16 protein-coding genes and 1 pseudogene are annotated in these 18,781 nt (G+C 71.9%); 10 read left to right on the forward strand and 7 right to left on the reverse strand.

Annotated features, from left to right (window positions below):
* Positions 1 to 114: 114 nt before the first annotated feature.
* The 4 genes from ACIP8W_RS23860 (at position 115) to ACIP8W_RS23875 (ending at position 4,400) form a co-directional block, all read left to right on the forward strand.
* The gene (locus ACIP8W_RS23860) at positions 115 to 1,077 is read left to right on the forward strand and encodes a hypothetical protein (protein ID WP_401950270.1); all 963 of its coding nucleotides are present in this window, start codon (positions 115 to 117) and stop codon (positions 1,075 to 1,077) included.
* Positions 1,078 to 1,138: 61 nt separating this feature from the next.
* A complete protein-coding gene (locus ACIP8W_RS23865; protein ID WP_401950267.1) occupies positions 1,139 to 2,686 on the forward strand; it encodes an APC family permease in 1,548 nt (515 codons plus the stop codon).
* Positions 2,687 to 2,874: 188 nt separating this feature from the next.
* Positions 2,875 to 3,555, forward strand: a complete 681-nt coding sequence (locus ACIP8W_RS23870; protein WP_401950483.1) for a molybdopterin-dependent oxidoreductase — start codon at positions 2,875 to 2,877, stop codon at positions 3,553 to 3,555.
* Positions 3,556 to 3,866: 311 nt separating this feature from the next.
* Entirely contained in the window at positions 3,867 to 4,400 is a 534-nt protein-coding gene (locus ACIP8W_RS23875; protein WP_401950480.1) for a cytochrome b/b6 domain-containing protein, read from the forward strand.
* Between the two features lie 33 nt (positions 4,401 to 4,433).
* Here ACIP8W_RS23875 and ACIP8W_RS23880 read toward each other — a convergent pair whose 3' ends face one another.
* Together ACIP8W_RS23880 and ACIP8W_RS23885 are read right to left on the reverse strand one after the other, a co-directional pair.
* Positions 4,434 to 5,834 carry a gluconate:H+ symporter gene (locus ACIP8W_RS23880; protein WP_402204527.1) on the reverse strand — a complete coding sequence of 467 codons (1,401 nt, stop codon included), beginning with the start codon at positions 5,832 to 5,834 and terminating at the stop codon, positions 4,434 to 4,436.
* Between the two features lie 7 nt (positions 5,835 to 5,841).
* Complete coding sequence (locus tag ACIP8W_RS23885; RefSeq protein ID WP_402204529.1) at positions 5,842 to 6,351, reverse strand: gluconokinase; 510 nt, start codon at positions 6,349 to 6,351, stop codon at positions 5,842 to 5,844.
* 131 nt (positions 6,352 to 6,482) lie between these two features.
* Here ACIP8W_RS23885 and ACIP8W_RS23890 point away from each other — a divergent pair.
* The 3 genes and pseudogenes from ACIP8W_RS23890 to ACIP8W_RS23900 form a co-directional block, all read left to right on the forward strand.
* A pseudogene (locus ACIP8W_RS23890) lies at positions 6,483 to 7,196 on the forward strand (FadR/GntR family transcriptional regulator); the annotation flags it as partial.
* 102 nt (positions 7,197 to 7,298) lie between these two features.
* Positions 7,299 to 8,384, forward strand: coding sequence for an S-(hydroxymethyl)mycothiol dehydrogenase (locus ACIP8W_RS23895; RefSeq protein WP_401950259.1), 1,086 nt, complete (start codon positions 7,299 to 7,301; stop codon positions 8,382 to 8,384).
* Entirely contained in the window at positions 8,384 to 9,013 is a 630-nt protein-coding gene (locus ACIP8W_RS23900) for an MBL fold metallo-hydrolase (protein ID WP_401950256.1), read from the forward strand. Before ACIP8W_RS23895 ends, ACIP8W_RS23900 begins: the two co-directional genes overlap by 1 nt.
* On the opposite strand, the gene ACIP8W_RS23905 is transcribed toward ACIP8W_RS23900, so the two are convergent.
* Positions 8,998 to 9,930 (reverse strand): pseudouridine synthase, encoded by a 933-nt coding sequence (locus tag ACIP8W_RS23905; RefSeq protein ID WP_402204532.1) that lies wholly within the window; start codon positions 9,928 to 9,930, stop codon positions 8,998 to 9,000. The two genes, ACIP8W_RS23900 and ACIP8W_RS23905, sit on opposite strands and share 16 nt — an antisense overlap.
* 144 nt (positions 9,931 to 10,074) lie before the next feature.
* Here ACIP8W_RS23905 and ACIP8W_RS23910 point away from each other — a divergent pair, with 144 nt between their 5' ends.
* Both ACIP8W_RS23910 and ACIP8W_RS23915 read left to right on the forward strand, forming a co-directional pair.
* The gene (locus ACIP8W_RS23910) at positions 10,075 to 11,148 is read left to right on the forward strand and encodes a MinD/ParA family protein (RefSeq protein ID WP_402153925.1); all 1,074 of its coding nucleotides are present in this window, start codon (positions 10,075 to 10,077) and stop codon (positions 11,146 to 11,148) included.
* 75 nt (positions 11,149 to 11,223) lie between these two features.
* Positions 11,224 to 12,093: a DMT family transporter gene (locus tag ACIP8W_RS23915; protein WP_401950248.1), complete on the forward strand. Its 870-nt coding sequence runs from the start codon at positions 11,224 to 11,226 to the stop codon at positions 12,091 to 12,093.
* A 33-nt stretch (positions 12,094 to 12,126) separates the two neighbouring features.
* Here ACIP8W_RS23915 and ACIP8W_RS23920 read toward each other — a convergent pair whose 3' ends face one another.
* The 3 genes from ACIP8W_RS23920 to ACIP8W_RS23930 form a co-directional block, all read right to left on the reverse strand.
* A complete protein-coding gene (locus ACIP8W_RS23920) occupies positions 12,127 to 14,424 on the reverse strand; it encodes a helicase-associated domain-containing protein (protein WP_402204534.1) in 2,298 nt (765 codons plus the stop codon).
* A gap of 580 nt (positions 14,425 to 15,004) precedes the next feature.
* Entirely contained in the window at positions 15,005 to 15,886 is an 882-nt protein-coding gene (locus ACIP8W_RS23925; protein WP_401950478.1) for a transketolase family protein, read from the reverse strand.
* Positions 15,887 to 15,936: 50 nt separating this feature from the next.
* Entirely contained in the window at positions 15,937 to 16,665 is a 729-nt protein-coding gene (locus ACIP8W_RS23930; RefSeq protein WP_401950240.1) for a thiamine pyrophosphate-dependent enzyme, read from the reverse strand.
* A 511-nt stretch (positions 16,666 to 17,176) separates the two neighbouring features.
* Between ACIP8W_RS23930 and ACIP8W_RS23935 the strand changes: the two genes are divergently transcribed.
* Complete coding sequence (locus tag ACIP8W_RS23935; protein ID WP_401950237.1) at positions 17,177 to 18,532, forward strand: FAD-binding protein; 1,356 nt, start codon at positions 17,177 to 17,179, stop codon at positions 18,530 to 18,532.
* A 47-nt stretch (positions 18,533 to 18,579) separates the two neighbouring features.
* Here ACIP8W_RS23935 and ACIP8W_RS23940 read toward each other — a convergent pair.
* The coding region (locus tag ACIP8W_RS23940) for a hypothetical protein (protein ID WP_402204536.1) at positions 18,580 to 18,781 on the reverse strand (202 nt) is incomplete at its 5' end.

The following is an 18,781-nucleotide window of genomic DNA, read 5'->3' on the forward strand; positions in this document are numbered from 1 at the left end:
TATGGAGTGTTGGCAGAACTGTCACCAAGCAGGCCTTGACGCGAAGTGTTGGCTAACGGTTTGCTGATCCGCGATCATCGCTCATGGAAAAGTGCCCCTGGAGGGAAACCGCGGATGTCCCCGCCTCCGCCACCACCCCTCGGCCGTCTGAGAAGACGAGGCTCCAGCCCGGACCACTTCTTCGATCCGGCCCTGGACGACGCCGAACTGGCTTCGGTACGAGACCAGCTGGCCCAGGGCCGCTGGACCGAGGCGCGTACCCTGCTCGCCGAGACCGGCGACGACTGGGACCGGCGAGGGCACCGGGTCGTCGCTCTCGCCCAGGCCCCGGGCGCCGTCGCCTGGGCCCGCGACTGGCTGGTGATCGAGCCGGGCAGCGTCGACGGGGCCACGCTGCTGGCCTGCGCCCACACCATGGCCGTACTGCGGGGCAAGGAGAAGGAGCAGCGGGCGCGGGACGCCTGCCGGGAGGCCATCAGACGGGCCCCCGCCGACCCCACGCCCTGGCTGAGCCTGCTGCTGCTGGCCCGTAACCTCGGTACGGAGGAGGAGACCTCGCGATTCTTCGACGAGGTCAGGACCCGCCACCCCGAACATCACCATGCCCACCACCTGATGGCGGCGCGGCTCGCGGAACGACGGCCCGACGACGGCACGGACCCCCTCCACGAGGTCTACGACTTCGCGTCCTGGGCCGCCGAACAGGCCCCCGCCGACTCGCCGCTCGCCATCCTCCCGGTCGTCGCCCACGCCGAGCGCTACCGCGTCCTCGCGGCTGCCGGGCATGTGCCCGCCGACCCCGGCTCCTCGGAGCACTGGACCGGGCGCCGTGCCCAGCAGGTGCTGAAGGCCGCCTTCGACTGGTGGCTGGAGTGGGAGACCGGGGAGCATCCGCGCAACCGCGTCGACCTCAACTTCCTGGCCCACGCGCAGTATCACAACGGGCGGATCGCCGAGGCCGCCGCGCTCTTCCAGCGCATCGGCCGGCATGTCACCCCGGCCCCCTGGTCGTTCCCCGACCGGCACCCGCACAAAGCTTTTGTCGCCGCGCGCAACGCCGCGCTCGGTTCCGTCTGAGAACGGCTCCGCGTTGCACGAGCGGCTCCGTAGGAACGAAATCCGAAAGGACCCACCTGTCATGTCGACGGGCAGATCGAGTACGAGTGAGATCAACACGTACAAGGGGCAGGAACGCGCACTGCGCGCGAACCGGCTCGGCACGTTGGGCCTATTGCTCTCCGTGATCGCCGCGAGCGCTCCGATGCTGGTCGTGGCCGGTGTCATGCCCACCATCTTCGGGGTGATGGGCATCGTCGGTCAGCCCCTGATCTACCTCATCCTCGGCGTCGTCCTGGTGCTGTTCAGCTTCGGGTACGCGGAGATGAGCCGGCACATCCACAACGCCGGCGCGTTCTACGCGTACATAGCCAGGGGCCTCGGCCCGACCGCGGGCGCCGGTGCCTCGGTCCTCGCCCTCGTCGCGTACAACGCCATGCAGTTCGCCGTCTACGGACTGCTCGGCTTCGAAGTCTCCAGTCTCTTCTCCACCTATCTCGGCATCTCCGTCGCCTGGTGGATCCCGGCCCTCGCCACCGCCGCGATCATCGGTGTGCTCGGCTGGCTGAAGATCGACCTCAACGCCAAGGTCCTCGGCATCCTGCTGGCCATCGAGTGCTTCCTCGTCGTGGTCTTCGACATCGCCACCGTCGCGAACCCGGGCCCGCAGGGCCTGTCCATGGCGGCCTTCGATCCCTCCAGCCTCACCGGTGCGGGCCTCGGCACCGCGCTCTGCTTCTGCGTCGCCGCCTTCGTCGGCTGCGAAGCGGCTCCGGTGTACGCGGAGGAGACCAGCCGCCCTCATGTGGTCGTCTCCCGGGTGATGTTCCTGGCGGTCACCTACGCCTCGCTGTTCCTGGCCTTCAGCGCCTGGGCCCTGACGGTGGCCACCGGTCCCGGCTCGATCGTCGCGGAGTCGGCGAAGCAGGGCCCCGGTCTGCTCTTCTCTCTCACCGAGGCGCGTCTCGGCACCGCCTTCGCGGACCTGATGCACGTCCTGTTCGTGACCGGCATGTTCGCCGCGCTGCTCAGCTTCCACAACGTCGTCGCCCGCTACGCCTTCGCCATGGGCCGCGAGGGTCTGCTGCCGGCCACCTTCGGCCGTACCACCAGGTCCAGCGGGGCGCCCGCCTCCGGTTCCGTGCTCCAGTCGGTGATCGCCGTCGGCGCCATCGCCGCCTTCGCGCTGACCGACGACAAGCCGATCGGCGACCCGACCGCGCCCGTGCTGCGGCTCTTCACCTGGATGGGCAGCGTCGGCGCGCTCGGCATCATCCTGCTGATGGCCGCGGCCTCCTGCGCCGTCATCGTCTTCTTCGTCAAGCGCGGCGCGGCCCGCGCCCATGCCCCGCGGCTGGTCTCCTCCGCGCTGGCGATCGTCGCGCTCCTGGCCATCGTCGTCTTCACCATCAGGGACTTCGACCTGCTGATCGGCGCGGGCCCCGGCTCGGTGCTGAGCTGGGTGCTGCCCGCGATCATCGGTCTGGCGCTGGCGGGCGGGCTGGTGTACGGACTGATCCTGCGCACCGTCAAGCCCGAGGTGCACGCGCGGATCGGGCTCGGCAACGAGGCGTTCCAGCTGGATCTGGAGAGGGGCGCGAAGACCGAGGCGCAGAAGACCACGGTCTGACGTCCGTCCGACGCCCGTCGCCGTTCGCCGGACGGAAAGCCGGCTGAAAATGTGACGAACACCCGTGGCCGCTGATTTCCGGTGGCCACGGGTGTTCTATTTACCAGGTGAACCATCAAGGAAACGAGCCCGGGGAGACACCGGGCGAACCCGAGGGCATCCCGGTGGGCCGTCGGCTGGTGCTCTCCATGCTCGGGCTGGGAGCCGCGGGGCTGGTCACCGCGCCCTACCTCCAGACCGGTTTCGAGGGGTTCCTCGGCGCGGCCGCCGAGCAGGACCCCACCGGGCTGACCGGACTGCTGCCCAACGGCGGCGGCTTCCGCTACTACTCGGTCACCGCGACCGTCCCCCGCAAGGGCCCGGACACCTACCGGCTGAAGATCGACGGACTGGTCGACCGGCCCGCCACCTACACCCTCGACGCGCTGCGGCGGCTCCCGCAGACCCGGATCGTCCACGACGTCCAGTGCGTCACCGGCTGGCGCGTTCCGGACACCCCCTTCGAGGGTGTCCGGCTCTCCCGGCTGCTCGACGCGGCCGGGGTACGGCCGGAGGCCAGGGCGATCCGCTTCACCTGCTTCGACGGCTCGTACACCGAGAGCCTCACCCTCCAGCAGGCCCGCCGCGCCGATGTCATGGTGGCGCTCACGATGCGGGACGAGCCGATCGGACACGCGCACGGCGGCCCGGTCCGGCTCTATGTGGCGCCGATGTACTTCTACAAATCGGCGAAATGGCTCTCCGGGATCTCCGTCACCTCCGACGTCCGCCCCGGCTACTGGGAGGAGCGTGGCTATGACATCGACGCCTGGGTCGGCCGGTCCAACGGCCGCGACGACCACCCCACCGTCTCGGAGCCTGTCGGATGACCTCTGACCGGGCGGCGGGTCGGCGGCCCGGCGCGCACTCCCCCCGGCCTCCGGCCGGGGGTGCCCCCATCCGGCGTCGTCGTCGGTCACCGACGCTCCGCGTCGACTCCCTCCTCCGCCTCGGAAGCGCGCTCGGCATCCGGAGGACGAAACCAGGCGCCGAGGCGGAGCGAGCGCGGCGCACCGGACCGCGTCCGCTACCCGGTCGAGGCCACCCGACAGGCGCTGGGCCCGCCGGCCCCGGGACCGGCCGCGACCGCCGCCGCTTCACCCGCGCCGAGCGCTGGACGCACCGCGTGACCGGGGTGCTGATGCTGCTGTGCGTGGGGACGGCCGCCTGTCTCTACCTGCCGTTCCTCGCCGAACTCGTCGGCCGCCGGGCGCTCGTGACCACCGTCCACCAGTGGTCCGGGCTGCTCCTGCCCGTACCCGTACTGCTCGGTCTCTTCTCGCGCGCGCTCCGGGCGGATCTGCGCCGGCTGAACCGGTTCCTGCCGTACGACACGCGGTGGCTGCGGTCGGCCGTCCGCCGGGACCACCGGCCCGAGGCCCGTCCCGCGGGCAAGTTCAACGCCGGGCAGAAGATCTACGCGGGCTGGATCGCGGGCGCCGTCCTGGTGATGCTCGGCACCGGGTTGATGATGTGGTTCACCGGACTCACCCCGCTCATCTGGCGGACGAGCGCCACCTTCGTCCACGACTGGCTGGCGCTCGCCATCGGCGTCGTACTCCTCGGCCATATCGCGAAGGCGTACGCGGACCCCGAGGCCCGGCGCGGGATGCGCACCGGGTCGGTGGAACGCGGATGGGCGGAGCGGGAGCACCCCCACTGGATGGAGGAGTGACCCGGCCGGCCCGTACGTTGCTGGTGGGCGTCGCTAAAGCACCAGTGAGAACAGCAGCACGACGACGATCCCGACCACGGAGATCAGGGTCTCCATCACCGACCAGGTCCTGAGTGTCTGCCCGACGCTCATCCCGAAGTACTCCTTCACCAGCCAGAACCCGGCGTCGTTCACATGGCTGAAGAAGAGCGAGCCCGCGCCGATCGCCAGCACGAGCAGCGCGGCGCGGGCCGTGGACATGTCCGCGGCGAGGGGGGCGACCAGACCGGCGGCGGAGATGGTCGCCACCGTCGCCGAACCGGTGGCCAGCCGGATCACGACCGCGATCAGCCAGGCCAGCAGCAGCGCCGGGATCGACCAGTCCTTGGAGACGTCCAGGACCATCCGCCCCACCCCGGAGTCGATCAGCGTCTGCTTGAAGCCGCCGCCCGCGCCGACGATCAGCAGTACGCCCGCGATCGGACCGAGCGACTTCTCGACGGTCGAGGAGATCCGGTCCTTGGTGAACCCGGCCGCGCGCCCCAGCGTGAAGAGGCCGACGAGCACGGCGGCCAGCAGCGCCACCAGCGGCGAACCGACGACATCGGCGACCCGCTGGACCGGGTGCGCCGGATCGTCCACGACGATGTCGACGAGCGCCTTGCCGAGCATCATCACCACGGGCAGCAGCACCGTGGCGACGGTCGCGCCGAAGCCCGGACGGGTGTCGGGACCGTCCGAGCCGCGCGTGGGCACCATCTTCTCGGGCACCGGCAGATCCACCCAGCGTGCCGCGTACCGCGAGAAGAGCGGGCCCGCGATGATCACCGTCGGGATGGAGACCAGCACCCCCAGCGCCAGCGTGACACCGAGATCGGCGTCGAGGGCGTCGATGGCGACCAGCGGACCGGGGTGCGGCGGGATCAGCCCGTGCATCACGGAGAGCCCGGCCAGCGCCGGGATCCCGATCCGCATCAGCGGGTAGTCGCCGCGCTTGGCGACCAGCAGCACCACCGGGATCAGCAGCACGATGCCGACCTCGAAGAAGAGCGGCAGACCGATCACCGAGGCGATCAGCACCATCGCCCAGGGCATCGCGCGCCCGCCCGCCCTCGCCAGGATCGTATCGACGATCTGGTCGGCGCCACCGGAGTCGGCGAGCAGCTTTCCGAGGATCGCGCCGAGGGCGATCAGCACACCGACCCCCGCGACCGTCGAACCGAGACCCGAGGTGAAGCTGGTGATCACCTTGTCCGGCGGGGCGCCCGCGAAGGCGCCGAGCGCCAGCGAGCCCAGCGTCAGGGCCAGAAAGGCGTGCAGCTTGAAGAGGCTGATCAGCAGGACGATGACGGCGATCCCGCCGATCACCGCCAGCCCCAGCCGCGGGTCGCCCGCCGAGGTGATCGGCTCGGCCGCGCCCGCTGCCGGCACCCCGACACCGCTCAGGGAGGCCACGCGGGCTTCAGCCTTCCAGCCGGCGCAGCGCGGCGACGGCCCGTGCGGCTGTCTCCCCGGGGGTGCCGGAGACGTCCACGGCCACGCCCGCTTCGTCGGCCCCCAGCTCCTCCAGGGTCGCGAACTGCGAATCCAGCAGCGCGGTGGGCATGAAGTGCCCCTGACGCGCCGCCATCCGCCGCTCGACGAGCGCCCGGTCGCCGGTGAGGTGGACGAAGAGCACACCGGGCGCCCCGGCCCGCAGCCGGTCGCGGTAGACCCGCTTGAGCGCGGAGCCGCTCACCACCCCGCCGAGCCCGGTCCTGCTGTGCGCCCAGGCCCCGATGGCGTCCAGCCAGGGCCACCGGTCGGCGTCCTGGAGCGGGGTGCCGGCGGACATCTTGGCGATGTTCGCCGGGGGGTGGAAGTCGTCGCCCTCGGCGTACGGCACGCCCAGCGCCTCGGCGAGCAGACGCCCGATCGTGGTCTTGCCGGTGCCTGCTACGCCCATCACCACGACGACGTGGGGGGTGCTCATCGCTTGCCTCGCTGTCTTCCTCGACATCGGTTCGTCGCGCTACTGAAGCCCATGAGGTATGACTTATTCAAGGGGTCGTACTGAAACGTCGTACTTATTCCGGGGGCGGATGGGCCCCGTACCCTGATCCCATGACCGCTGACCCGACGCCCGCACAAGGCCGTGGCCTGCACATCCATGTGCTGGACACCCTCGGTCTCGCCATCACGGCGGGCGAGTACCCCCCGGGCGGCGTGGTCCGGACCGACGAGGTGGCCCAGCGCTTCGACGTCTCCCGTACGGTCGTCCGCGAGGTCGTCCGGGTCCTCGAATCCATGCGGCTGGTGGAGTCCCGGCGCCGGGTGGGCGTGACCGTACGCCCCACCGAGGAGTGGAACGTCTACGATCCGCGTGTCATCCGCTGGCGGCTCGCGGGCACCGACCGCCTTCGTCAGCTCCGCTCGCTGACCACGCTGCGGTCCGCGGTCGAACCGGTCGCCGCCGGGCTCGCCGCCCGCCATGCCACCCCGGAGCAGTGCGCGGCCCTCACCGAGCGGGCGCTCGGGATGGTCGCCACCTCCCGGGGCGGCAGGCTCGACGCGTATCTGGTCCATGACATCGCCTTCCACCGGGTGGTGCTCAACGCGTCGGGCAACGAGATGTTCGCCCGGCTCGGCGATGTCGTCGCCGAGGTCCTCACCGGCCGCACCCGCCACCAGGTGATGTTCGAGGATCCCGACCCGGCCGCCGTGACCCTGCACGTGGGGGTGGCCGAGGCGATCCGCGGGGGCGACGCCGTCCGCGCGGAGGAACTGACCCGGGAGATCGCCGTGGGAGCCCTGCGCGAACTGGACTTTCTGGCCCCCGACTTGGCCACTGATCCACACCGCTGTGTCCGGCACCCCCGTCGGCACGGGATAGTGGGGGAGAACGAACCGTTCGAGGTGTGAGGAAAGGCAGGTCCTGTCATGGCGCAGCAGGTACAAGGGGTCATCGCTCCCGGTAGGAACGAGCCGGTGCGGGTGGAGACGATCATCGTGCCGGACCCCGGACCCGGCGAGGCCGTGGTGAAGATCCAGGCGTGCGGGGTCTGTCACACCGATCTGCACTACAAGCAGGGCGGGATCAACGACGACTTCCCCTTCCTCCTCGGCCACGAGGCCGCGGGTGTGGTGGAGTCGGTCGGCGAAGGTGTCACCGATGTCGCCCCCGGCGACTTCGTCATCCTCAACTGGCGTGCGGTCTGCGGTAATTGCCGGTCCTGTCTGCGCGGGCGGTCCCAGTACTGCTTCAACACCCACAACGCCCGGCAGAAGATGACCCTGCTCGACGGCACCGAGCTGTCCCCGGCGCTCGGCATCGGCGCCTTCGCCGAGAAGACCCTCGTCGCGTCCGGCCAGTGCACCAAGGTCGACCCGAGCGTCTCCCCGGCCGTCGCCGGACTGCTCGGCTGCGGTGTGATGGCGGGCATCGGCGCCGCCATCAACACCGGCAACGTCGGCCGCGGCGACACGGTCGCCGTCATCGGCTGCGGCGGTGTCGGTGACGCGGCGATCGTCGGCGCGCGCCTGGCGGGTGCGGCCCGGATCATCGCCGTCGACGTCGACGACCGCAAGCTGGAGACGGCGAAGACGATGGGCGCCACCCACACCGTCAACTCCCGCTCCACCGACGCCGTCGAGGCGATCAAGGAGCTGACCGGCGGCTTCGGCGCGGACGTCGTCATCGAGGCGGTCGGCCGCCCGGAGACGTACAAGCAGGCGTTCTACGCCCGCGACCTGGCCGGGACCGTCGTCCTCGTCGGGGTCCCCACCCCCGAGATGAAGGTGGAGCTGCCGCTGATCGACATCTTCGGCCACGGTGGCTCCCTCAAGTCCTCCTGGTACGGCGACTGCCTGCCGTCCCGCGACTTCCCGATGCTCATCGACCTGCACCAGCAGGGCCGTATCGACCTCGGCGCCTTCGTCACCGAGACCATCGGCCTCGGCGATGTCGAGAAGGCGTTCGCGCGGATGCACGAGGGCGATGTCCTGCGTTCGGTGGTGGAGTTCTGATGGCGGTCCGCATCGATCACCTCGTCACCTCGGGGACCTTCTCGCTCGACGGCGGCGACTGGGACGTCGACAACAACGTCTGGATCGTCGGTGACGACTCCGAGGCGATCGTCATCGACGCCGCGCACGACGCCGCCGCGATCGAGGCCGCGCTCGGCGGCCGTACGCTGCGCGCCATCGTCTGCACCCACGCGCACAACGACCACATCGACGCGGCCCCCGCGCTCGCCGCCGCCACCGGCGCGCCCGTACTGCTGCACCCGGACGATCTGCCGCTGTGGAAGCAGACCCACCCCGAGCGGCTCCCGGACGGCGAGCTGGCCGACGGCCAGACCCTCACGGTCGGCGGCCTGGAACTGACCGTGCTGCACACCCCCGGCCACGCCCCGGGCGCGGTCTGCCTCTACGCCCCCGGGCTGTCGACGGTCTTCACCGGCGACACGCTCTTCCACGGCGGCCCCGGCGCCACCGGACGGTCGTTCTCGCACTTCCCGACGATCATCGACTCGATCCGCGACCGGCTCTTCGCCCTGCCGCCGGAGACAGCCGTCCGTACGGGACACGGCGACAGCACCACCATCGGTGCCGAATCGCCGCAGCTGGCCCAGTGGATTCAGCGCGGCCACTGAGCCAGCCGCAGCCGGCTCTCGAAACGGTACGGCACACCCGTTACCGGATCGGTGAACTCCAGCGCCCTCGCGAGGAGTTGCAGGGGCCGTGCGTAGCTGTCGGGCTCCTCCTCCCGAACGACCGGATACAGCGGGTCGTTCAGGAGGGGGAGCCCCAACGCGTTCATATGGACCCGCAGTTGATGGGTGCGCCCGGTGGTCGGCCGCAGCCGGTAGCGGCCGAGCCCGGCCCGGTGCTCCAGCAGCTCGATCCGGCTTTCCGCGTTGGGCTCCCCGGCCACCTCGCGGGCCGCCAGCACCCCGCGCTCCTTCTCGATCCGGCTCCGTACCGTGACGGGCAGCGCCACCCCCGGGTCGTACGGGGCCACCGCCTCGTACTCCTTGCGCACCAGCCGGTCCCGGAACAGCGTCTGGTACGCGCCCCGGTCCTCCGGGCGTACGACGAACAGGACCAGCCCCGCCGTCAGCCGGTCCAGCCGGTGCGCGGGCTGGAGCAGCGGCAGCCCGAGCCCGCTCCGCAGCCGGGCGAGCGCCGTCTCGGTGATGTGCCGCCCGCGCGGGGTGGTGGCGAGAAAGTGCGGCTTGTCGGCGACGACGATCCGCTCGTCCCGGTACACGACCCCGACCTCGAACGGCACCCGCTCCTCGGCGGCGAAGTCCCGGTGGAACCAGACGTACCGCCCCGCCGTGTACGGATCCGCCGCCCCCACCGGACCGTCCGCCGCGGCGAACCGCCCCTCCCGGAGCATCGCGTCGACCCGCGCCACCCCGATGGCCGCCCCGAACCGCGCCACCAGATGGTCCCGCACCGACCCCCACACCCCGTCGGGATCCGGGGGCAGGCGCAGCCGTACCGGATCGATCCCGTCGCGCTGGGGGAGCGGGGAGGGCGGCGGGGTCCGGTGTCTGCGGGGCACGGGCGGTGACTCTACCGGCGCCCGCCGCACCCGGCGGTGAGGGAGTGTCAGCGCGCGGACCCGATGGTAGGTTCGATCGAATTCGGCCGGGAGACCGCCGCTCCGCTCGCCGTACGGCCGCAACAGCCCAGAGGGGGATCCGATATGTCCGGTCCGGATTGGCACCGTGAGACACCCCACGCCCCGGCCGGTCCGCCCCTGGCGCCGGTGCCGGTCCTGGCCGCGGAACGGACCGCGCCGCCCGCACCCGTACCCGCTCGGCCACCGCTCCCGCCCCGGGCCGTGGAGCGGAACCCCGTTCCCGCGCGGGAGTCGCTGCCCGTCACCGCGCCCTCGCTGGCCGAGGCGGTGGGCAGACCCCGGCACGGGGAGTCGCTGGTACGGCGCTCCACGCGGGCGGCGCGCGCGCTGCTCGGCTCGGCGGGGCGCGACACCGCCCAGGAGGCCCGGATCGCCGGGGAGCTGCGGCTGCCGGTGACGACCGGGCGGCAGATCGCGGTGACCAGCATCCGCGGCGGCGCGGGCAAGACCACCGTGACGGCGCTGCTCGGCCGCACCTTCAACCACTACCGCCAGGACCCCGTCGTCACGGTCGAGGCGGACGCCGCGCTCGGCACGCTGCCGACCCGGCTGGGGGCCGAGTCCGTCCGCTGGAGCTGCGCGGATCTGGCCCAGATCCTCCAGCCGTCGATGGGGCTCACCGAACTCACCGGCTATCTGGTCCCGTTGGAGGGCGGCTGGCTGCTGCCCGGCAGCCAGGGACGGATCGGCGCCCCGCTCTCCATCCCCGCGTACCGGCAGGTCATGGCGGCGCTGCGGCGCCACTTCGCCGTGACGGTCGTCGACTGCGAGACGCTGCCGGGCGAGCTGGCCCGTACCGCCGTGGACACCGCGCACGCCCGGGTGCTGGTCGCGCCCGCCACCCTGGAGGGGGTCAGCAGCACCCGCGCGGTGCTCGACTGGATGGCCGGTCTGCCACGTCCGGTGCTGACCAGCACCGTCGTGGTGCTCACCGTCTCCTCCCCCGAGGCGAACATCGGGGTGCGGACGGCCGTCCGGCATCTGGAGGAGACCGGGGTGGCGGTCGTCGTCCTGCCGTACGACCGGCATCTCGCGGCGGGCGGCCCGGTCCTCACCTCCCTGCTCGCCCCGGAGACCCGCGACGGCGCGCACCGGCTGGGCGCCGAGGTGCTGCGCCGCGCGACGGGCGCCCGCTGAACGGCCTCACCCGTTCGGCCCCGGCGGGACGGGCCGGAGCGCGGCAGGAGGCGCCGTCGCCCGCATGATGGGCCGGTGATCAGCGTCCTGTTCGCCGTACTGACCGCGATCAGCAACGGCTCCGCCTCGGTGCTCCAGCGCCGCGCCGCCGCGACCGTCCCCGACACCGAGGCCATGCGGTTCTCGCTGATCGCCCGGCTGCTGCGGCAGAAGGTGTGGCTGGCCGGGATCGGGCTGGTGCTCGTCGCGGCGGTCTGCCAGGCGGTGGCGCTCGGCACCGGGCCGATCTCCGTGGTCCAGCCGATCTTCGTGATCGAGCTGCCCGCGACCCTGCTGATCGCCGGCTGCCTCTTCCGTGTCCGGCTGCCCCGCTCCGCCTGGTCCGGCGTGGCCGCCGTGACCTGTGGTCTCGCCCTGGGGATGGCCGCCGCCGCGCCGGGCGGCGGCAGCGAGCGGGTGGCCGGGACGGCCTGGATCCCGGCGCTCCTGCTCACCGGGGCCGCCGAGGCCGGTCTGATCGTCTGGTCGCTACGGCTGCGCGGCAACGCCAGGGCCGCGCTCCTCGGCCTCGCGGCCGCCATCGGATACGCGCTGACCGCCGCCCTGATGAAGGACGCCGTGGCCCGCCTCGACCCCGGAGGCCCGGCCGCGCTGCTGGCCTGCTGGCAGCTCTATGCCACGGGCGCAGCCGGGGTGGGGTCGCTGTTCCTGCTCCAGAACGCCCTCCAGGCCGGTTCGCTGGCCGCCTCCCAGCCGATGCTGACCCTCGGCGACGCGCTGGTCAGCGTCGTGTACGGGGTGACGCTCTTCGGCGAGACGCTGCGCACCGGCTGGTGGCTGCTGCCCACGCTGACCGGCGTCGCCCTGATCGCCGTGGGCTGTCTGGAGCTGGCGCGCTCCCCGCTGGCGGCGGGCGGCCCGCCGCCGCCCCGGCGCGTCCGCTGACCGGGGTGCGGGCGGGCGCCGGTCCCCTACCTCTCAGTCCGGCACCACCGACCGGATGCGGTCGAGCGCGAACGCGCGCTCGGACAGCTCCCCGGGGCACCGCCCCAGCAGATCCGGCGGGTCGAGGAACGGATCGCTCAGGGTGTGTGTCACGGTGCGGCCGTCGTCGGCCGCGTACTCGATGGTGACGGGCCGTTCCGCGTCGAGGGCGCGGGTCAGCCGGCGCAGCTCGCCGCGGCTGAGGTGCGGCGGGCAGCGTTCCGCGAGGGTCTCCTCGGTCCGGTTGAGGTAGGGGGTCCCGTCGAGCGGGTCGTCCGGGGCGGCGAGCAGCCCGGCCGCCAGCGCGGCCAGATCGGGCACGGGCGCCCGGTCCGTCCGGACGGCCGGGCCGGTACGGGGACCGCGCGGGCGGGGGAGCGCCGGTGCCTTCGCCGTCCCCGCGCGCGGACGCTCCACGCGCTCGGCGTGGACCGTGCCATCGGCCTCCTCGCCGACCGGCGCGTACCCCTCGGCGCGCAGGGCCGTCAGCGTCTCCTCCAGCGGCATGCCCGAGAGCAGTACGGACGGGGTGAGCGCGCGGATACCGAGCCGGGCCAGCTTCCGGTGGGACGCGATCTCCGCGAGCAGGGCGGGCTGTACGCCATGGATCACGCTGCCCGCGTGGGCGACCCGGACATGGCCGTGGCGGCGCGCGGTGTCCCGGATCAGATAGCGCAGGGGCTGGGGCAGCTCCCCCTCGGCCACCGCCGTCAGCTCCTCGGTGATCGCCCGCTCGTCGCTGCCCCCGTCCAGCGCGCCCCGCACGGAGTCCGCGCTGAACCGCCAGACGGAGGCCGTACCGCGCGCCTCCCGGACGGCGACGGAGTCCAGTACGGCGGCGAGCCGAGCCGAGGGGACACCGGGGACCACCGCCGTGAGGTCGGCGCCGATCCGCGCGTGGTCGACGGCCGAGGGGAGCAGCCGCCGGGCGCTGTCGGCCAGGGCGCCGCCCGAGTCGGCGGAACCGGCGGAGCCACCGGGGCCGTGCTCGTGCAGGGCCGCGCCGAGCGGGGAGAGCGCGCCGCGCGCCACCACCCCGAACAGCTCGGCCTCCCGCACCAGCGCGGCGAACGGCGTCGCGTCCCTGGGGTGCTCCACGGCGAGTGGACGGTGCCAGCCGATCAGCCGCCCCAGGGCGGCGGGATCGCGCAGCCCGTGGGTGACGGGGAGCCTGGCCGCCGCCGTGAGCAGGGCGTGGCGGGTCAGCACCGCCTCCGCGGCGGGCGGCGCGGTCTCCAGCGCGGGCAGCGGCCTGCCCGCCGGGTCATGGGTGTGGGTCGGCGTACGGCCCAGGGTCCACCAGGCGCGTAACAGCCGGACCAGCCGCTCGGCGGGCTCCTGCGCGGCCCACACGTCGTACGCCGCGGTGACCGGCAGCGTCTCGCCCTCACGGGCCAGCAGCCCGCTCGCGTACGCGCACGCCAGCACCAGCCGCGCCACCGGCTCCGGGCACTGCGCGGCCTTGCCGAGCCGGGCCAGCTCACGGGGGCCGACCCCGCCGGTCCGCAGCAGCACCGGGGGCCGCCGTGCGCACTCGGCGAGCAGCGCCGCCGCGTGCCCGGTCAGCTCCGCCGCCATGGCCGCCGCCTCGCCCTCGACCTCGGCGACCGTCAGCCGGTGCAGATCGGGCCGGGGCGGCAGCGGATCGAACGGCGCGCGCCAGTCGGGACCGCGCAGGGCGAGCGTCACCTCGGCGGGCATCGAGGTACGCGACCCGTAGTGCCGGCGCACCAGCAGCGCCCGGTCGGTGGCCCACCGCTCGTCCGCGTACCGCGTGGAGCCGGCCGGACCGACCGCCGAGGCGCGCTCGGCGTGTCCGTACAGCAGCGTGCGTACGTCGCCGGGCGCCGCGTCCACCAGCGCCCTGACCGCCGAGGCGTCGCGGTGATGCTCCAGGATCTGGTCGAAACGATCCTGCTTGGTCTTGCCGAGCGGCCGGCCCAGTGTCTCCAGGATCTTGCGCAGCTCGTCGGAGCTCTTGTCGGAGAGCAGCGGCCCGAGCCGCGCCTCCAGCCCGAGCGGCGCCCGCCACCACTGGTGCAGCGCGGACGCCATCCGCAGCCGCCCGTCGGGCAGCGGCCACACCAGCGCGTGATCGGCCAGCGTCCGCAGCACCGAGGCCAGCGGTCCCCGGTCGGCCTCCGCCCCCAGCAGCTTCGCCACCGCCCTGACCGGCACCGGAGTCCCCAGCGCCGCCAGTGCCTCGGTGGTCTGCAACACGGGTCTCGGCAGTAACGGCAGCACCAGCGCCACAGAGGCGGCCCGGCCCAGCCGCTCCGCCAGCTCGACCACCGAGCGCGGCGCGGTGTCCCGTACGACATCGCTCCGCGCCGCCAGGACATCACGGAGCCGCTCGGCGTCCAGCGTGCGCAGCCAGACGGCGAGCGACGACGGGGACGAGGGGGACGAGGGAGACAGAGGGGACGACGAAGAGGAGGACGAAAGAGGCGTGCTGATGGGGAATCACCTCAGCCTGTGGCCGGTCGAGTGACGGTTCGGGCACTCAACGTAGTCGCTGTGGTGGGTGGTACACCAGGGAATCGGGATCATCGGAGGCGGACATTCCCCGGCGAGTGCGCCCCTCCGGACGCGTGTTCTCAGCGGGCCCCGGCGTGTTCCGAGCGCGCTCCGCGCGGGCCATGGAGGCGCCCGAGCCGCCCGATCCCGCTGGTCTTCCGCCCGAGCCGACGGGAGGATCGCGCCGCCGGACCGTCATGAGCCGAACCGCATACCGGCAGCCGGGCGGAGGGGAACCCTGCCCGGCTGCCGGTATGGCGGGAGACCGGCAGCCGGGCCCGGCAGGCGTGGGTGCTTCACCTGCGGCGCGGGGCCGGTGCGGTGGGCCGGTCGAACGGTGCTGGATCGCCCGTGGTCAGCGCAGGAAGCGGCGGACGGCGGAGGCGATGGAGGGCTCGTCGATTCCGTGTGCGGTGTCGTGGTCCTCCGGGGTGCCGTAGGCGTGGAGCTCGGTGTCGCGGCCGACACCGAGGGCGAGTACGCGATGGGCGACGTCTGTCAGCGCGCTGTTGACACGGTGCGCGGAGGTGCCGGACAGATACGGCTCGACCAGGACGATGTCGGGGTGGTCGGCGGCCAGGACGGCGGCGCGCAGGGTGGTGTCGTCGAAGGGGCGCACGGTCGCGGCGTACAGCACGGTCACATCGAGTCCGGCGGTCGCCCGCAGGACCACGTCGAGGGTGGGGCCGACGGCGAGAACGACTCCGGCGCGGCCCTGGCGCAGCACCTGGAAGCTGTCGGTGGGGTACGCCTGCGTGTTGGAGCGGGAGGAGAGACGGATGTACACGCGGTCGTCTCCGCGCAGGGAGTCCAGGAGCACGTGACGGACTTCTTCCGGGTGGCCGGGTACGTGGATGGTCCAGCCGGGGAGGGTGTCCAGAAGCGCGACGTCCTCGGGGGCGAAGTGGGTGCGGCCCTGTTCGGTGATGTCGTACGAGGCTCCGTAGCCGACCAGGACCGCGGCGGCGCCCTGGTGGCCGAGCAGCTTGATCTGCTCGTAGGGCCGCTGGGTGAGGAAGGAGGCGATGGTGTGGACGACGGGGCGCAATCCGGTCAGGGACATGCCGCAGGCAACGCCGATCATCAGCTGTTCGCGGATGCCGACGTTGATGACACGGGCGGGATGGCGCGATGCCGCGGCGGCGAACTCCGGGGTGGAGATGTCGGCCAGGACGACCGCGGCGCGTTGGTCGGTGTCCATGGCTTCGGAGACGGTTTCGGTGAAGGCGAGGAGCATGTCGGGGTAGAAACGCTTTCCTGCCGTGTCGAGTTGCTCGACCGATACGGTCATCGTCCCGCCTCTGTTGTGTTCGGGGTGATCCGGGCGACGACGGCCAGGGGCCGTCCGGGATGGTCGGCGGTGAACGCGGCGCGCAGGGCTTCGTGATCGTTGCCGTCGACGGTGTCGGTCTGCCAGCCCTCGACGGCGAAGCGGCGCGCGATGCCGCCGGGCCATCCGTGGCTGGCGGTGGAGTTGTCGATCACGACGGCGGTGAGCTGCTCCAGGCCGAGCCGGCCGGCCAGCGCGATGGCTTCGTGGTTGCTGCCCTCGTCGAACTCCCCGTCGCCGACCAGGACGAAGACCCGGGGCCCCGGCCGGTCCTGGGCGAGCAGCCCGAGCACGGTGCCCACCGCGATCGGCAGGCCGTGCCCCAGCGAGCCCGCCGACATCTCCACCCCGGGCACCAGCACCCGGTCCGGCTCGTGGCCGAGCGGAGACGCGAAACCCGCCCAGCCGTCCAGCAGATCGGGCTCGATAAAGCCTTTGGCCGCCAGGATCGCGTAGTAGGCCATGGGGCCGTGCCCCTTGGACAGCAGGAATCTGTCACGGTCCGGGTGGTCGGCCGTCTCCGGTGAAACATTCAGCACCTGGTCGTACAGGACCCAAAGGACATCGAGCGTGGAGGACGAAGACGATTCGTGCCGCTCGTCTCCTGTCAATCGCGACATAAGCCCCGGAAGGTCTGTGTAAGGCCGGCGGTTCGAAGTTTTCATGACTGGAATTCTGTGCTTCATCCGGTCGAACGTAAACTTTATCGACGGAACCAATGTGCGGCTTGGGGAAATCTTGAAAAATTTGAGCAGGTGCGTGTTGCGACTTTGTCGAAGCGTGCCTCATGGTGGTTGCGCCTGACGTAACGTCACCACCGCGGCGATCGAAGGGGGTTCTCGTGAGCAGCCTCGGTGTATCCGGGGTGCCGGTTGAAGACGCCGACCGCGAGGGTGTGCGGAATGCGACGCTCTGGCCTGCCCCGCCGCGGCCCGCTGGATGAACTGGCCACCGTATGGTGATATCCGGCCAGGCGCTGGTTCACTGTCTCGGTCAACGGAATCCGGGAAATGCTGGAATGGTGCGTGGGGAAGCACGTGATCGCCCCCTCGTCCGGTACTGCCGAAGAAATTCCGGAAATCGACGAGCCGGTCCGCCGGTCGGGGAAAGGGGCGCGGAGTGCGGATCTGATCAGGAGCGGACATTTGGCAAAATTCTGACACCTGTTATTCGGGGAAGCGTTTCAGGATGGGTGGCATGACCGAAAACAATACTTCTCTCTCCGGATATGCGGGGCTCCTGCGTACCGACCACGATGCGCTGCTGGACGCGTCGCGGGATTTCGGCCATATCGTCAGCGGCCGGCCACTGGGGGTGCTGCGGCCGCGCTCGGTCGCGGAGATTCGGGAACTCCTCTCCTTCGCCTCCGCCCGGGGCCTGCCCGTCGCCGTACGCGGCGGAGCGCACTCCCTGTTCGGGCAGGGGCAGGCCCCGGGCGGCTTGGTGATCGACATGGCCGAGATGAACGAGGTCCTGACCGTGACGGGGACTCATGCGGCCGTCCAGGCCGGGGCGCTGTGGCGCGACGTGATGGACGCGGTCATCCCCCACGGTCTGACACCCCCGGTCCTCACCGATTATCTCGGCGCCAGCGTCGGCGGAGTGCTGTGCACCGGCGGCATCGGGGGCGCCAGCCACCGTTCCGGCCTGGTCGCCGACTCGGTCCAGGAGCTGGAGGTCGTCACCGCGACGGGTGAGCATGTCACCTGTTCACCGGAGCGGGATCCCGCCCTGTTCCATGCCGTACTGGCCGGTCTCGGTCAGTACGGGATCATCGTGCGGGCCACACTGCGCCTGGTACCCGCTCCCGGAACGGTCCGCCGCTACTGCCTCTACTACACCGACCTCTCCGCTTATCTGACGGACCAGCGGCGCCTCGCCCACGAGCGGCGTTTCCTCTATGTGGAGGGGCAGGCACGTCCCGCGCCGGGACAGCGCTGGCAGTACATGATCGAGGCGGTCGCGGCGCACACCGGGCAGCGTCCGCCCGATGACGCCCGGCTGATCGGGGATCTCGCGCACGACCCCGACATACAGGAGGTGACCGATCTGGGGTACGCCGAGTTCGCCGACCGTGTCGCCCACGAGGAACGGCTCCTGACGGCCACCGGAGAGTGGGGGCGTCCCCACCCCTGGCTCAATCTGCTGCTTCCCGAGCGAACCGCGGCGGCCGTGGTGACCGAGGTCCTGGCCGACAGCGGCTTCAAGGATCTGCGTACGACAGGACTCGTGCTGCTCTACCCGCTGCTCTCCGAACGGCTGCGCGCTCCGATGCTGCGCCGCCCGGATGGTGAGCTGCTCTATCTCTTCTCCCTGCTGCGGACCGCTCCGCCCGGCGGGACGGAGGCGGTCGAGCCGATGGTGGCGGCCAACCGGGCAGCGTACGAGTACGCGAAATCCATGGGGGCGTTCGCTTACCCGATCAACGCCCTGCCCATGGCGCCCGCGGACTGGCGCGCCCACTACGGCGACCAGTGGCGGACTCTGGCCGCCGCCAAGCGCCGGTACGATCCGCACGCGATCCTGACAAGAGGGCACGGACTGCGCTGGTGAACGGCGTCACGATCCCACCGCCCCGGTCGCAGCGTTCGTTCGGCCGATCAGGTCGCGATGCGCTCGATCAGGAGATGACGGGGTCCGCGCAGTACCGGGCTGCGCCGGTACGGGGGCGGATCGTCGAGCAGACGGGAGTCGTCGAGACGGCGCAGTGACGGCGGTCTCCGTAAGCTCCCCGTGTGCGGCCAAATACCGCGCAATTTATGGCCACGGGTTTCCCCGCGTACGGCCAGATCTTCTCCCCGC

Source organism: Streptomyces sp. NPDC088554, from assembly GCF_044752945.1.
Taxonomy (GTDB): Bacteria; Actinomycetota; Actinomycetes; order Streptomycetales; family Streptomycetaceae; genus Streptomyces.

Excerpts from the sequence above, each read along its gene's own strand:
- ACIP8W_RS23860 (WP_401950270.1), top strand. The coding sequence starts at position 115 with ATGTCCCCGCCTCCGCCACCACCCCTCGGCCGTCTGAGAAGACGAGGC.
- ACIP8W_RS23865 (WP_401950267.1), top strand. The coding sequence starts at position 1,139 with ATGTCGACGGGCAGATCGAGTACGAGTGAGATCAACACGTACAAGGGG.
- ACIP8W_RS23870 (WP_401950483.1), top strand. The coding sequence starts at position 2,875 with ATGCTCGGGCTGGGAGCCGCGGGGCTGGTCACCGCGCCCTACCTCCAG.
- ACIP8W_RS23875 (WP_401950480.1), top strand. The coding sequence starts at position 3,867 with ATGCTGCTGTGCGTGGGGACGGCCGCCTGTCTCTACCTGCCGTTCCTC.
- ACIP8W_RS23885 (WP_402204529.1), bottom strand. The coding sequence starts at position 6,351 with ATGAGCACCCCCCACGTCGTCGTGGTGATGGGCGTAGCAGGCACCGGC.
- ACIP8W_RS23895 (WP_401950259.1), top strand. The coding sequence starts at position 7,299 with ATGGCGCAGCAGGTACAAGGGGTCATCGCTCCCGGTAGGAACGAGCCG.
- ACIP8W_RS23900 (WP_401950256.1), top strand. The coding sequence starts at position 8,384 with ATGGCGGTCCGCATCGATCACCTCGTCACCTCGGGGACCTTCTCGCTC.
- ACIP8W_RS23910 (WP_402153925.1), top strand. The coding sequence starts at position 10,075 with ATGTCCGGTCCGGATTGGCACCGTGAGACACCCCACGCCCCGGCCGGT.
- ACIP8W_RS23925 (WP_401950478.1), bottom strand. The coding sequence starts at position 15,886 with ATGCTCCTCGCCTTCACCGAAACCGTCTCCGAAGCCATGGACACCGAC.
- ACIP8W_RS23930 (WP_401950240.1), bottom strand. The coding sequence starts at position 16,665 with ATGAAGCACAGAATTCCAGTCATGAAAACTTCGAACCGCCGGCCTTAC.
- ACIP8W_RS23935 (WP_401950237.1), top strand. The coding sequence starts at position 17,177 with ATGACCGAAAACAATACTTCTCTCTCCGGATATGCGGGGCTCCTGCGT.